The sequence below is a fragment of the Nibrella saemangeumensis genome (genome assembly GCF_039541915.1).
Classification (GTDB): domain Bacteria; phylum Bacteroidota; class Bacteroidia; order Cytophagales; family Spirosomataceae; genus Nibrella; species Nibrella saemangeumensis.
In genome coordinates this window covers 75,305-88,911 of the sequence record NZ_BAABHD010000081.1, presented here as the reverse complement: position 1 = coordinate 88,911, position 13,607 = coordinate 75,305, and the positions used below count along the sequence as shown (strand labels likewise).

Annotated in this window: 13 protein-coding genes; 7 read left to right on the top strand and 6 right to left on the bottom strand. The window is 54.2% G+C overall.

What is annotated here, in order from left to right; genetic code table 11:
• Positions 1-38: 38 nt before the first annotated feature.
• Entirely contained in the window at positions 39-1,067 is a 1,029-nt protein-coding gene (locus ABD949_RS24445) for a glycoside hydrolase family 130 protein (RefSeq protein WP_345247953.1), read from the bottom strand.
• A gap of 124 nt (positions 1,068-1,191) precedes the next feature.
• Between ABD949_RS24445 and ABD949_RS24440 the strand changes: the two genes are divergently transcribed.
• Entirely contained in the window at positions 1,192-1,566 is a 375-nt protein-coding gene (locus ABD949_RS24440) for a hypothetical protein (RefSeq protein ID WP_345247951.1), read from the top strand.
• 25 nt (positions 1,567-1,591) lie between these two features.
• Positions 1,592-1,792, top strand: a complete 201-nt coding sequence (locus ABD949_RS24435) for a hypothetical protein (RefSeq protein ID WP_345247949.1) — start codon at positions 1,592-1,594, stop codon at positions 1,790-1,792.
• On the opposite strand, the gene ABD949_RS24430 is transcribed toward ABD949_RS24435, so the two are convergent.
• Both ABD949_RS24430 and ABD949_RS24425 read right to left on the bottom strand, forming a co-directional pair.
• Positions 1,789-3,015 carry an isochorismate synthase gene (locus tag ABD949_RS24430; protein ID WP_345247947.1) on the bottom strand — a complete coding sequence of 409 codons (1,227 nt, stop codon included), beginning with the start codon at positions 3,013-3,015 and terminating at the stop codon, positions 1,789-1,791. The two genes, ABD949_RS24435 and ABD949_RS24430, sit on opposite strands and share 4 nt — an antisense overlap.
• 111 nt (positions 3,016-3,126) lie before the next feature.
• Positions 3,127-3,543, bottom strand: a complete 417-nt coding sequence (locus ABD949_RS24425) for a hotdog fold thioesterase (protein ID WP_345247945.1) — start codon at positions 3,541-3,543, stop codon at positions 3,127-3,129.
• 69 nt (positions 3,544-3,612) lie between these two features.
• Here ABD949_RS24425 and ABD949_RS24420 point away from each other — a divergent pair, with 69 nt between their 5' ends.
• From ABD949_RS24420 to ABD949_RS24400, 5 genes are all read left to right on the top strand, one after another.
• Positions 3,613-4,248, top strand: coding sequence for a histidine phosphatase family protein (locus ABD949_RS24420; RefSeq protein ID WP_345247943.1), 636 nt, complete (start codon positions 3,613-3,615; stop codon positions 4,246-4,248).
• A gap of 75 nt (positions 4,249-4,323) precedes the next feature.
• Positions 4,324-7,110: a family 78 glycoside hydrolase catalytic domain gene (locus ABD949_RS24415; protein WP_345247941.1), complete on the top strand. Its 2,787-nt coding sequence runs from the start codon at positions 4,324-4,326 to the stop codon at positions 7,108-7,110.
• A 139-nt stretch (positions 7,111-7,249) separates the two neighbouring features.
• Positions 7,250-8,320 (top strand): sensor histidine kinase, encoded by a 1,071-nt coding sequence (locus ABD949_RS24410; protein WP_345247939.1) that lies wholly within the window; start codon positions 7,250-7,252, stop codon positions 8,318-8,320.
• Positions 8,321-8,421: 101 nt separating this feature from the next.
• The gene (locus tag ABD949_RS24405) at positions 8,422-9,150 is read left to right on the top strand and encodes a LytR/AlgR family response regulator transcription factor (protein ID WP_345247937.1); all 729 of its coding nucleotides are present in this window, start codon (positions 8,422-8,424) and stop codon (positions 9,148-9,150) included.
• A gap of 184 nt (positions 9,151-9,334) precedes the next feature.
• Positions 9,335-10,114, top strand: coding sequence for a DUF3298 and DUF4163 domain-containing protein (locus ABD949_RS24400; RefSeq protein ID WP_345247935.1), 780 nt, complete (start codon positions 9,335-9,337; stop codon positions 10,112-10,114).
• A 53-nt stretch (positions 10,115-10,167) separates the two neighbouring features.
• Here ABD949_RS24400 and ABD949_RS24395 read toward each other — a convergent pair whose 3' ends face one another.
• From ABD949_RS24395 to ABD949_RS24385, 3 genes are all read right to left on the bottom strand, one after another.
• Complete coding sequence (locus ABD949_RS24395; protein ID WP_345247933.1) at positions 10,168-11,637, bottom strand: tetratricopeptide repeat protein; 1,470 nt, start codon at positions 11,635-11,637, stop codon at positions 10,168-10,170.
• A gap of 68 nt (positions 11,638-11,705) precedes the next feature.
• Positions 11,706-12,458 carry a zinc ribbon domain-containing protein gene (locus ABD949_RS24390; protein WP_345247931.1) on the bottom strand — a complete coding sequence of 251 codons (753 nt, stop codon included), beginning with the start codon at positions 12,456-12,458 and terminating at the stop codon, positions 11,706-11,708.
• Between the two features lie 17 nt (positions 12,459-12,475).
• The gene (locus tag ABD949_RS24385) at positions 12,476-13,579 is read right to left on the bottom strand and encodes a Nif3-like dinuclear metal center hexameric protein (protein ID WP_345247929.1); all 1,104 of its coding nucleotides are present in this window, start codon (positions 13,577-13,579) and stop codon (positions 12,476-12,478) included.
• Between the last annotated feature and the right edge of the window lie 28 nt (positions 13,580-13,607).

Sequence of the window (13,607 nt, the reverse complement as noted above, 5' to 3'; positions counted from 1 at the left end):
GGTAAGATGAAGCAAGATTCCTACGAATTTACAGAAATTTATCCGTTCGTTAACTCGGCCAGCCCCACTCCGTAATCGGCGGCACCGTAATAGACCCAGATTCGGTTGTCGGGCCATTGAATCCAGCCGTTGGCGAACACCACATTGGGAAAGAAACCCTCCCGCTCCCAGGCTAATTCCGGGGTCAGCAGGGGTACTTCGGAGCGGTCTATAAGGCGGCTGGGGTTTTCGTGGTCCAGCAGGGCCAGGGCCAGGGCGTATTCGGTGTTCCGGCTGGTACCGTGGTAGCAGACCAGCCAGCCGTCATCGGTCAGAATGGGCTCCGGCCCGGCCCCGATTTTCTGGTATTCCCAATCTTTCCCCGAAGGACCAAAGACATACCGATGCTGTCCCCAGTGAACGCCGTCCGGTGACTCGCTTAGCCAGACCGACGGTTTACCGATTTCGTGTACCATGGGCCGGTGCAGCATCATGTATTTATCATTGATACGGTCGGGAAACAAACAGGCGTCTTTATTGGGCGCGGGCAAGACTATACCCATGCGGGTGACATCGTTGAAATTAGTTGTCTGCGCCAGACCGACCGCCGGCCCGTGCTCAGAAACGGCCGTATAGGTAATCCAGTATTTGCCTTCCAGAAAGGTGATGCGGGCATCTTCGACCCCGAAGGCTTCATCGACCCGGGCCGGAAACAGAAATGGTTTATTGTCGGTGATAAAGTGAATACCGTCGTAACTACGAGCCAGACGCAGGTGGCTCAGCGACGTCAGGTACACGTTACCGTCGATGGTAACGACCCGGGGGTCGTAGGGTTCACGGGGCTCGCGAAAGGTTTTGACGGTCAGGCGCGGTACGCCGTCGGAATGCTCGACGACAGGGATATGCAGCCACCCTTTTTCGGGCCTTGGCGCTTCGGCTACCCGAAGCAGCAGCAGAATCTGGTCGCCCATCCGGCAGGCGGCCGGGTTAAACGCGCCCAGTACCTCAAACCCTTCCATAGAAGGTTTGAGGTCGGTAGTTTTCAGGATAGGCTGGTCGGAGAGCCGGCGTAGCGAATAGTTTTTCATGGAACAGGTTTCCAAAAAGATGAATCACAGGGAATAAACCAAAACCAGTGGGTTCGGTTACAGGCCGTTTACTCAAATCTTTTTACCACTCAGAAAACCTTCGGGAAAGTGGCGGGTTATGTGGATGAAAATCCAATCAGTTTGTGAACACCCCAACTACTTTGGTACTATGATAAGCCAGCACAAAACGCTCCGCGACGACTTTATGAATCCGGCTACCGCAGGCATGCTGACCGGCAACACCGGCGTTGAGAAAGACCCGACCATGACGAATCCCCGGATGGCAGCCGACTATGATGACACCGGCACTGGTGCCGGTCGGGGGTACGGTGGGGTAGACGATGACGAGAATCTGGACGATGAGGAACTGGAGGACCTGACCATCGACGATGAGGACGATCTCGATGAGGACGATGATTTTGATGATGACGACGAGGATCTTGACGATGATGTCGAAGATGATATGGACGACGACAGCACGTTAAGGGGGCGTTGGTAACAAAAACCCACTTAACAAATTCAATATGAATCCAAGAGAAACTAACCAGGAAAATCAGGAGGCTTACGAGTCGTCTAATTCACCCGAAACCGCGCCCGACAGCGAAACGCAATCCTCGGCCTCCAGCGCCCAGGGGAACCGCAACAACCTGGAGCAGCGGCTGGAAAACACCGGCGGCACCGTGTCGCCGGAGGAAGACAAGGCGGAGGGAAGAGACGATATTTAATCATTCATAACTCTCAGCAGCGTCTGGCATTTCATTTCCGTTTCGTGCCATTCGCGTTCGGGAATGGAATCTTCGGTCAGGCCGGCACCGGCGTACAGGGTGGCGGTCTGACCTTCTAATTTCAGGCAGCGGATATGCACGAACAGATGACTTTCGGACTGGATATTGACCGGCCCGAGAAAGCCACTGTATAACTCACGGTCGTGTGTTTCGTGATGCCGGATAAACGCTTTGGCGGTTTCGCGGGGCATACCGCAGACGGCCGATGTCGGGTGCAGCAACCGGAGCATGACCGTACCCAGCTGCGGAAAATTGACCGCTTTGGTATCGACGGTAAAATCAGACTTCAGGTGCATCAGGTTGCCGGCAATGGCCGTTTTGGGCCCTTCTTCAATATATTCCCGCAGGCGTATTTTTTTAAAGCATTCGATGATGTAGCGGCCAACCAGGGCCTGCTCTTCAATCTCTTTTTGCGTCCAGGCGGCTTCGGAGGTCTGTTTCAGCCGTCCGTCGGCATCGTACGCCGATTGGGTCCCGGCCAGCGAAACCGTTTTGAAAATACCGTTGGCGTCTACGCTAACCAGCCGTTCGGGCGTAGCACTAATCCATACCTGCCGCCGTTCGGGCAGCCATACCACCGAGACAAAGGCCGTGGGATACGCTTCGCAAAGTTTATCAAAAAGCTGTACTACATCCGGCTCCGTCGAAAACTGCACGGTTTTGGTGCGGCTGATGACCACCTTTCGCATCTCACCCTGCTTCATCCGGGCTGTCGCTTCCGCTACCGCAGCTTCAAAGCGCCGTTGCTCGTCGGGTTTCGATACATCGGTAAACAGGGGCGCTGCCGTTGGCTGGGATGCGGGGGCGGCCATCAAACGGTCCACCGCCTGACGGAATGCATCAGCTTGTTTATTTTCTATTTCTGAAACGTGTTCGTCTACTTCATCACCCGTAAAAATATAGTGGGCGTCGGCCCGCAGAAAGAGCGTGCGTTCGTTGTCCGGATTGTGGAAAGGGCTGACGGCAAATCCGGCAGGAAGGTCTTCCAGGTCGGCGGGTAGCTGCGGTAATTCGTCACCAAAATGAATAATCAGGTGTTTTTCGGGGCGATTGGGCAGCCGCCACAGCGCAGCCGGGCAGCCGGTTTCATAGGCGGCCCGCCAGAGGTCCAGGGCGGTGGGCTGGGTATATACGGTTACGGACGATGTCGGATAAAGCTCCATATTAAGCAATATAGACTACGGATCGGTTCATCAAAGTAACAGTTTGTACATGGTTTTTGTGCAAAAAATGAAAGGAAAATGTTCGGGCTAGCATCCCTTCCGGCCCGAACATTACACTGTCAACACCGCAATCGTAATCCGGCTGACGCAGACGAGTTTTTGCTGCTCATCGGTGATGCGTATGTCCCAGACATGGGTAGTGCGGCCCCGGTGAATGGGGGTTACCTTGCCGTAGACCCAGCCTTCGCGCACGGAGCGGATGTGATTGGCGTTGATTTCCAGCCCTACGGCCCGTTGCCGTTCAGGATCGTCCAGGGAAAGGAACGAGGCTACGCTGCCGAGGGTCTCCGCCAGGGCAACGGAGGCTCCCCCGTGCAGGATACCGAAAGGCTGTCGGGTGCGGTGGTCGACGGGCATCCGGGCGATGATATAATCGTCACCGGCTTCGACGTATTCAATGCCTAAATGGGCCGACATCGACTGCTGCCCGAAGCCGTTCAGTTGGTCTAAAGAAAATGGTTTGTTCATATTGAGCGTATTTTTTTCTAATTTTGCGGCTGATTTGGTGTTTATGAGTTAAACGGCAAAGCTAACCGCTTGAAACGAAAAACGATATATCTGATTCGGCACGGAGAGACGAATTACAATCGTCAGGGTGTAGTGCAGGGAAGTGGCGTAGATTCTGACCTGAACGATATGGGCCGCGCGCAGGCCATGGCGTTTTTTCAGGCTTATCAGCACGTCAGCTTCGATAAAATCTACACGTCCAGACTCAAGCGTACTATCCAGACCGTCCAGCCGTTTCTGGACCTCGGCCTGCCTTATGAAAGCCACGAGGGGCTGAACGAGATTAGCTGGGGGATCATGGAAGGCAAAGTGCCGAACAGCTACGACAACGAGTATTACCGTACGCTTATTGACAGCTGGGCCGCCGGCCAGACATCGGTTTCGACCGAAGCAGGCGAAAGTCCCGAGCAGGTGATGGAGCGGCAGAAACCGGTAATTGACCTGATCCTGTCCCGCCCAGAAGAAAAAACCATTCTGGTTGCCATGCACGGCCGCGCCATCCGGATACTGCTGTCGTGGCTCATGAAGCAGCCACTGTCTAATATGGATCAGTACGAACACAGCAACCTCTGCCTCTATAAACTGATCTATTCCTACGAGACCAGCGAGTTTACCATCGAACAGGCCAACGATAGTACTCATCTGCTCACCCTTGCCCTGGCGTAGAAGAAACCCTATATTTGTAATAGCAGGCCATTGCGTGTGGTGGCTTGTTGTTCCTGTTTTCTAAGCGCTACCTGAATGCCTGTTAACCCTGCAACGCTACTGGCCGTGCTTCTGTACGGCTGGTATAGTATTCTGCCTACCGTAACCTGGGCCGCACCCGGCCTGCAGCCCGGACACCTGACCTGCGAATACGTCCAAAATCCCTTTCTCGATGTTCACAAACCCCGGCTGAGCTGGACGCTGACCTCTCCCCGGCGCAATGAGCGCCAGACCGCCTACGAACTGCTCGTCAGCGAGACTCTGGCCGACATAAACCGGCCGCGCGGCACCGTCTGGCAGAGTGGTAAAGTATTATCCGGCCAGAACCTGCATATTGACTACGCCGGTCCTCCGCTCAAGCCGTTTACCCGCTACTACTGGCGGGTGCGGGTGTATGATGCCGGCGGACAGGCATCGGCCTGGAGTCCTCCGGCCTGGTTTGAAACGGCCATGCTGCAACCCGCCGACTGGCAGGCGCAGTGGATTGGCGACGGCAGTAAGCAGTTTGCGCGCGACGAGGACTTTTACCAGCCTGATCCCATGCCGCTGTTTCGCCGGGTCTTTAGCCCCCGGAAGAAAGTAGCTTCGGCGAGACTTTACATCAGCGGCTTAGGGTATTACGAAGCTTACCTGAACGGACAGAAAGTGGGCGACCATGTGCTGGACCCCGGCTGGACGACCTACAGAAAGCAGGTACAGTATGTAGTGTATGATATTACCCCTCAGATTCGGCCGGGGCAGAATGTGGCCGGTATTATGCTGGGCAATGGCTGGTATAACCCGCTACCGCTGCGGCTGTTTGGCCGGTTTAACCTGCGCGATGTACAGCAGACCGGCCGGCCTTGTGTGAAAGCCCAGATCCGTCTGCACTACACCGACGGCAGCACGGAGCTAATAGCTACCGACGAAAGCTGGCAGACGGCTCCGGGGCCGGTCATGCGCAACAATGTCTACCTGGGCGAAGCGTATGACGCCCGGCGGGAGCCGGCTAGCTGGACAACTCCGAACACCAACCCCACCGGCTGGAAACCGGCAGTGCGTACCGAAGGCCCATCCGGTGAGCTGTCGGTGCAGATGCAACCGCCCATCCGGGTGACGAAGGTGCTGAAACCCGTACGAATGACTGAGCCGAAACCCGGTGTGTTTCTGTTCGATATGGGGCAGAATTTTGCCGGTGTGGCCCGAATTCGGGTGCAGGGGCCGGCAGGAACCCAGATAAATCTCCGTTATGGAGAGGATATTCATCCGGATGGAACGCTGAACTACCTGACCACTGTAGCCGGGCAGATCAAAGAGATCTGGAACCTGAAAGGTGGCCCCGGCGCGCCCAAAACAGCCTGGCAGGAAGACCACTATACCCTGAAAGGGGAAGGCCTGGAAACCTGGTCTCCGCGCTTTACATTCCATGGCTTCCGCTACGTAGAGGTAACGGGCTGGCCCGGTGGCAAACCAACCCTGGAGTCCGTTGACGGCCTGCGTATGAATGCTGATTTGCCGGACAACGGCGAGTTCGCCTGCTCCAATGAGATGCTGACCCGGCTTAACGAAGTTATCAAATGGACTTTCCTGAGTAATGTGTTCAGTGTGCAGTCAGACTGCCCTGGCCGGGAGAAGATGGGGTACGGGGCCGATATCGTCACCACCTCCGAAGCCTTTATCTACAATTTCGATATGGCTAATTTCTACCGTAAGTCGGTGCGCGATTACCGCAACGACCAGCAGGCCGACGGCGGCATTACCGAAATTGCGCCCTATACCGGCATTGCCGACCGGGGTCTTGGGGGAGAGTCGGGACCGCTGGGCTGGCAGCTGGCTTTTCCGTACGTGCAAAAACAACTGTACGATTTCTACGGCGACCGGCGCATCATTGAGGACAACTACGAAGCCTTTGCCAGACAGATTGCGTTCCTGCGCTCCAAAGCAGACCGGAACCTGTTTCACTGGGACATCAGCGACCACGAAGCGCTTGACCCCCGGCCGGAGGCTTTCTCGGCCAGTGTTTTCTACCTTCACCACGTTCAGTTAGCCGTTGTGTTTGCGGGCATCCTGGGCAAAACGGCGGATTCTACCGAATATGCCAAACTGGCCGAAACGGTTCGGAAGGCCATCGTTCGCCAGTACCTGGTGCCTAAGACCGGCCGGTTTGACAATGGCACTCAGAGCGCGCAGGCGCTGGCACTCTGGTATGGTATATCACCGGAGAAAGAAGCTTCGTTCCAGGCACTTGCCGATGAGATCGACCGGCACAACGGCCATATCTCCGCCGGTATATTTGGGACCAAGATGTTGTTCGATGTTATGCGCCGGCAGGATCGCAACGATCTGGCGTATCGTGTGGCCAACCAGCGGGATTTTCCGGGTTGGGGGTATATGCTGAGTAAAGGGGCCACCACCTTGTGGGAAACCTGGGCTTATCCGGACAATGCTCCATCGCAGAACCATCCCATGTTTGGCTCCATCAGCGAATGGTTTTACCGGTCCCTGCTGGGCATCAACGCGGCTGCTCCCGGTTTTGCCCGTATTCAGATCAAACCGCAGCCGACGGGTGACCTCACCTGGGCTAAAGGCAGCTACCATTCGGTACGCGGCCCGATTGGCAGTAACTGGAAGCGGGAGGGGGAGCGGTTTACCCTTCAGGTCAGTATTCCTGCCAACACCACCGCCGAAATCTGGATACCGGCAATGCCCGGAACTACGATTACGGAGAGCGGTAAGCCCGTCAGTTCCGTACCGGGGCTGCGGCCGTTGCGGCAGGAGAATGGGTATGCCGTTTTCGAGTCTGGATCAGGTACGTACACGTTCAATTCGGCGTTGCAGGAATAGGTCAGGCACCTGCTGCCACTGTTCATTCTTAATTATTCATTGTTCATTAATATTTCCCGCTGGTGTATTTGCATCACATTTTTTCGTAAAAAGCCGTACTTTCGTATAAGCCCCGTTATTGGGCTGCTTTTATCAAGGCATGTCAAAAAAGAAGATATATTGGTTTTGCCAGATTACCGGCTGGACACTCCTGATCATGGTGGAGTTCCTGGCGTACTGGCTGGAGTATGGTTTTGAGATTGACCTTTTTTACCTGGCCATTGCCAACATTATTCTGGGTATTTTGCTCACCCATATGTACCGGCTGGCCATCCGGCACTGGAACTGGGTACGCCTGCCGTTTCATCAGCTGGTTCCCCGTGTGTTGACATCCGTTCTGGTGCTGGCCTTCATTATGACGGTTGTCAATGTCCCCTTCGACAGTGAACTGCTTCCCGAGTTGTTTGTCAAAGAACCCGTCGCCTTTATGGGTTACATGCTAAGTTGGGGCAAGACTATGCTGGCGTGGATTCTGAGCTATACGGCCTATCACTACGTTGAACGAACCCGCGATGCCGAAATTGAAAAGATTCTGCTGAAAACCTCGATCCGGGAGACGGAAGCCAAAGTACTTCGTTCGCAGCTGAACCCCCATTTCGTATTCAACGCCCTGAATAGCATCCGGGCGCTGGTCATCGAAAACCCCAATAAAGCCCAGCAGGGTATTACCCAACTCTCCAATATACTGCGGAATTCGCTGCTGGCCGACCGCCGGAAAACCGTCGAACTACGCGAAGAGATCAAAACGGTGGAAGATTACCTGGCACTCGAAAAGGTCCGGTACGAAGACCGGCTGGTGTGCCATATGCACGTCGATCCCAAGACAACTTACTGGCAGGTACCGCCCATGATGCTGCAGACCCTGGTGGAGAACGCCATTAAGCACGGGGTATCCAAACCCGTCGGGGGTGGTTTTATCGAACTGACCACCTGGCTGGAAAATGACATGCTGCAGATACGCATCCGCAATACGGGTGTGCTGGGCGACAAAGAGGAGTCTAGTGGTTTTGGTCTGAAAAACACATCGCAGCGGCTCGACCTGCTCTACGGCCCCGAGGCAACGTTCCGGATCTTCCAGGAAACGGACAATGTCGTCTGCGCCGAAATGACCATTCCCATGCAATCTGACAGTATCTTTAAGCGAGTTCCTGAAAAAGCAACAACGGAATAATTGTTTCAGGTTTCAGCGGGGCCGCCCGGCGGTTCCAAGTTTCAGGTTTTAGCTCCTGCCAAACGTAAAACTATGAACCCTGTAACACCTAAACTACACTTATGCGCGCCCTACTGATTGATGATGAGCGGCTGGCCCGGAACGAATTGCGCCGGCTGCTGGAAAATTTCCCCAAGGTTGAAGTGATTGGCGAAGCGGCTAATGCCGAAGAAGGTGTAAGACTGATCGAAGAATTACAGCCCGACCTGCTGTTTCTGGATATTCAGATGCCCGGCAAGAACGGGTTTGAACTGCTGCAGTCCATCGACGGCAAAGCACCGGAGGTTATCTTCACCACGGCTTATGACGAGTATGCCCTGAAGGCTTTTGAGTTTAACGCGCTGGATTACCTGCTGAAGCCCGTTGACCTGAACCGGCTGACCGAGGCCCTGAACCGGGTGGAAGAAAACCACCAGCCGCTGCCGGATTCACCCGTGGGCGAGAATAACAAAATGCTGGGTGAAAGCGACCAGGTGTTTGTCAAGGACGGTGAGAAATGCTGGTTTGTCAAGCTGGGGAAGGTCCGGCTGTTTGAGTCGATGGGTAACTATGTCCGGTTGTATTTCGACGATCAGAAGCCGCTGGTGCTGAAGTCGCTCAACAGCCTGGAAGACCGGCTCGATCCAAATACTTTTTTTCGGGCTAATCGGAAGCACATTATCAACCTGCAATGGATCGATAAGATTGAGCCCTGGTTTAGCGGGGGATTGCTGGTAACCCTGCAGGGAGGAGATAAGATTGAGATCAGCCGGCGGCAGGCAATCCGCTTCAAGGATCTGATGAGTTTATAGCCAAATTTTATTCCGAAAATGCCCCATTCACCAAACATATAAACATAGAAGATAGAAATTCTATAGTTTTAATCTACTTTTCATTTGGTGTGCTGCTAAGGAATCTCTAATTTTCGGCCATCGTAGCGGGATTTCCGGCGCTACGCCTACAATGAAACGGCTATTTCCATTATCACTACTCTGTTTGTTCACGGCTTGCCGTGTTAGTACTTCTTCGATCGAGCTTGATGCACCTGCTGCCCCCGACCAGTTGACCGTTCAGCGTCAGCAGTATGAATACAAGGGGGCCGGACGTTGCGACACCACCACGCGTCGGGGTATTTCGTTTAGGGCGGATTATGTTTTGCTACCGGCTGAAACCAAGGCGAATCAGGTAATCAACGACTCGGTGCAGTCGCTGGTCAGGTCCAGCATCATGGGTTGGCTGGATACCACCCGCGATACGCGTCAGCCTACCGATCTGGCGGCAGCGGCTCATCTGTTTGCGGCTGATTACCGCAGGATCATGAACGATGCCGGTATGATGGGCGGTTGCTGGGAACTGGAAATCAAAGGAGATACGATCTATGTCGGCCCTCAGGTGCTGACCATTCGGATGGAAACGTATGCCAATACCGGTGGCGCCCATCCGAACACCTTTTCCACCTACTATTCCTTTAATCGCGCAACGGGTAAGCGGCTTCGGCTGTCCGACATCGTGACGGATACCACGGCGCTGGCTCCCATTGTCGAACGCATTTTCCGCCTGAAACAGGGCATCCAGGAGGAGCAGACGCTGGAAGAGGAAGGTTACTTTGCCGGGACCGGCCAGTTTGTGCTGCCCGAACACGTTGGCATCGGGCGAAAAGGCCTGATCTTCTACTACAATCCTTACGAAATTGCCGCCTACGCCCAGGGACCAATCGAGATCGTCGTACCATACCGGACAATCAGGGAGGTGCTGCAGGAGGGGGTTTTAAATTAGTTTCAAGTTTACTGTATGCTCGTCCGCGATTGTATCGCGGACGAGCGCGTACACTACTCTTCCAAACTAGTGAGTGCGGCCCGCGCCTTATTGTCGATGCTGTTTTTATATTCGTGTTTCTGGTAGCTGAGGGCCTTTTGGAAATATTGACGGGCTTTGGGCGTATTGCGCTTTTGCTGATAGATATAACCCAACTGCAAAGCCGAGGTGGCCCCGAACGAAAGCTGATCTGCTTCGCTTAACGTAATGGCGCGTTCAAAATAGGGAATAGCCTGGTCGGGCTCGTTGCTGCGCTGGTGGATTCGGCCGAACCGGTAATTGTACTCGGCCCGGTCGGCGGGTTGGGTAAAATAGGTTTCCTTGTAGGAGCGCATGAGGGCCAAGGCACTATCGAGGTAACCGCCATCGGTAGACAGTCGGGCGCGCATCAGGATTTTCTGCTGGGGTGAGATCGCTTTTTTAAAGAAGTTCCCGGCAAATTTCTGGGCCGCTTTGTCCGACTCCACCACAGTGCGGCCGACCTGTTGTACTTTTCGCAAAAGAGGAACCGCACGGGCGTCGTTGTTGTCCAGCCAATAGCACAAAAACTGCTTATAGTACGAGTCTTTCAGAAAGTTCTGCCCGCGGTAGCTGGTCAGAAATTGCTGGTATTGTTGCAGGGCCTGGTTGTATAGGCCTTTCTGGAGGTAAATATCACCCAACAGATTGGCGATGATGGGCATGGTCAGGTAAACTGGCCCGGTTGGGCGGTTAAGCAGGTAGGAGAGGGCTTGTTCGCTATTGCCGTTTTTCATCTCCGTGGTACCTGCAAAAAAACAAATTAGCAGGTTATCCGGATGTTCCTGCACCAGCCGCTTCAGCCGCTGCTCGTCAGCGCCGGTAAACTGGGTGATATAGGCGCTTACCAGTAATTCAATTACCTGCGATTCGGTCCGGAAGATGGGGGCCTGCTGTGCCCGCTGAATTTCCTGTAAACCCTGCCGGATACTGCCTTTCAACCCCAGCAGGTTGGTGACCCAGGTGTAGTTCTCCGGCACCGAGCCGATCATGATGTGCAGCACCCCCAGCGATTTATACGTTGGAAGAAAGGTCGGAAATAATTTCTGATTTTCGGCCAGGAGTTTGTACGCCCGGATGATATCCCAACTGGCGCTGACCTCTTTACCAAACTTCAGTTTAACAAACGCCCAGTGCAGTCGTACCTCCGCCTGCATGAGTCGCTGCCAGGGGGATTTATTGTTGAGTTTCTGAAGCTGCGCCAGTCGCTGATCTTCGCGTTTAGCCAGCCGCTCAAACGCCTGATCCTCGTCTGATACCAGCAGCGTGACCATATCGGCAAAATCCTCGGTGTAAATCTGAATACCGTTGGTTGAGGCTTCTCCTGCGAGCATTTGCCGGCCAGAAGCCACTTTCAGTTTGAGCAGATCGGCATAGGCCCGCTGCAGGCCCGGTGTCCAGACAAAATCCTGGGCTGCGAGCGGTGGGCACAGCAGCAGGCACACAAACAGCAGACAACGATTCATACCGGCAAAGTAAGGCAATAAAAAAAGGCCACCGACGGGCAGCCTTTTCAACTATGTGTTTTCGGCAATTACCGGCGACCGGTCGTTGCGGGTTCGGGAGCGCCTTCGGCATCGGCAAAGATGCGGCCGCAGTGCTCACAAACAATGATTTTCTTCTTGTCCCGGATATCAGCCTGGCGCTGGGGCGGAACCACGTTGAAGCAGCCTCCGCAGGCACCCCGCTTCACCGTTACCACGGCCAGACCGTTGATGGCGTTGTTCCGGATCTTGTTGTATGATTTTAGCAAACGCTCTTCAATATGATGCGACTGCTCTTCCCGATGCTGCATCAGCTTCTTTTCATCTTCCTGACTTTCGGAGGTAAGCTGATCCAGTTCGCCTTTTTTGGCTTTCAGGTCTTCCTGCCGCTCTTTCAGAGTGTTCTGCGTCACCTTTATTTCCTCTTCCTTCGTCCGGATGCGGAAAGTCGCTTCGTTAATACGCTTGTCGGCCAGTTCGATTTCGAGCGATTGCAGTTCGATTTCTTTAGAGATGGCGTCGTATTCGCGGTTGTTGCGGACGTTCATCTGCTGATCCTTGTACTTGTTGATGAGCTTCTCGGCGTCTTTTTTAACGTTGCGGTTCCGCTCAATCTCTTCTTCCAGTGCCTGGATTTCGGCGTTGAATTTGCCGATGCGGGTTTCGAAACCGGCGATCTCATCTTCCAGATCGCGTACTTCTTCCGGCAGGTCACCGCGCAGTTTTATGATTTCGTCTAATTGAGAGTCAATGGATTGCAGTTTTAGAAGGGCCTCCAGCTTCTGAGCAATCGTAAGTTCCATTCGGAGTAGGTTTTGTGCTACAAAAAGTACCGGACGGGGTTCGTCACCGTTTCGGCTAAAATTACCGCAAAGGTATGGAATTTTTTCGATAAATATTCCTGAATCAGCTCTTTTGTAAAGGCTTCGCTTTCGTAATGGCCAATGTCGGCGATGATAATGCGGCTGTCGGCGTCAAAAAATTCGTGGTATTTATAATCGGCCGTCACAAATACATCGGCACTGGCCCGCACGGCATCGTTCAGCAGAAAACCGCCGGCTCCTCCGCAGACGGCCACGCGCCTGACTGGCCTGTCCCGAAAGGGTGTATGGCGGATCAGGGGCAGGTTCATGCTATTCTTGAGGTGGTTCAGAAATTCGTACTCGTTCAGTGGTCTGGGCAGTTCGCCCACGGCACCGGAGCCGACTTCCTGGTTTTGGTTATCCAGCAATGTCAGGTAATGGGCTACTTCTTCATAAGGATGCGCCTTGCGGAGGGCACTCATGATTTGACCCTGCTGGTGGGAAGGAAAGATTACCTCAATCCGGTGTTCGCTGACCTCCTCGTCACGGCCCACTTCGCCAATGGTCGGGTCGGCCCCGGCTTCCGGTTTAAACGTGCCGAAACCTTCTACCCGGAAGCTGCAATGGCTGTACTGGCCGATCTCTCCGGCCCCGGCCTCGTACAGGGCATCCAGGACTTTTTGCGTATCGGCAACCGGAACAAACGTGACCAGCTTCGTCAGCACCTGATTCTTTGGTGTCAGAATCCGGACATTCTCCAGACCTAGTTTTTCGGCAATTTTGTAATTTACCCCGCCGACCACATTGTCGAGATTGGTATGGGCAGCATACAGGGCTACATCGTTTTTGATGGCTTTGATTACCGCCCGTTCCACGTAGTTGCGACCGTTGAGCTTTTTCAGGCCCTTAAACACAATCGGGTGGTGAGCAACTACCACGTTGCAGCCTCTCCGGATGGCTTCGTCAACCACGTCTTCGGTAGCGTCGAGGGTGACCAGTACACCGGTAACAACGGCTTCGGGGTCGCCCACGATCAGGCCGGCATTGTCGTAACTTTCCTGGTAGGCCAGCGGAGCCCATTGTTCGAGGGAGCGGGTGAGGGTGCGAATGGTTGTTGTCATGCCGCCAAAGATACACAGTAGTAAAAAT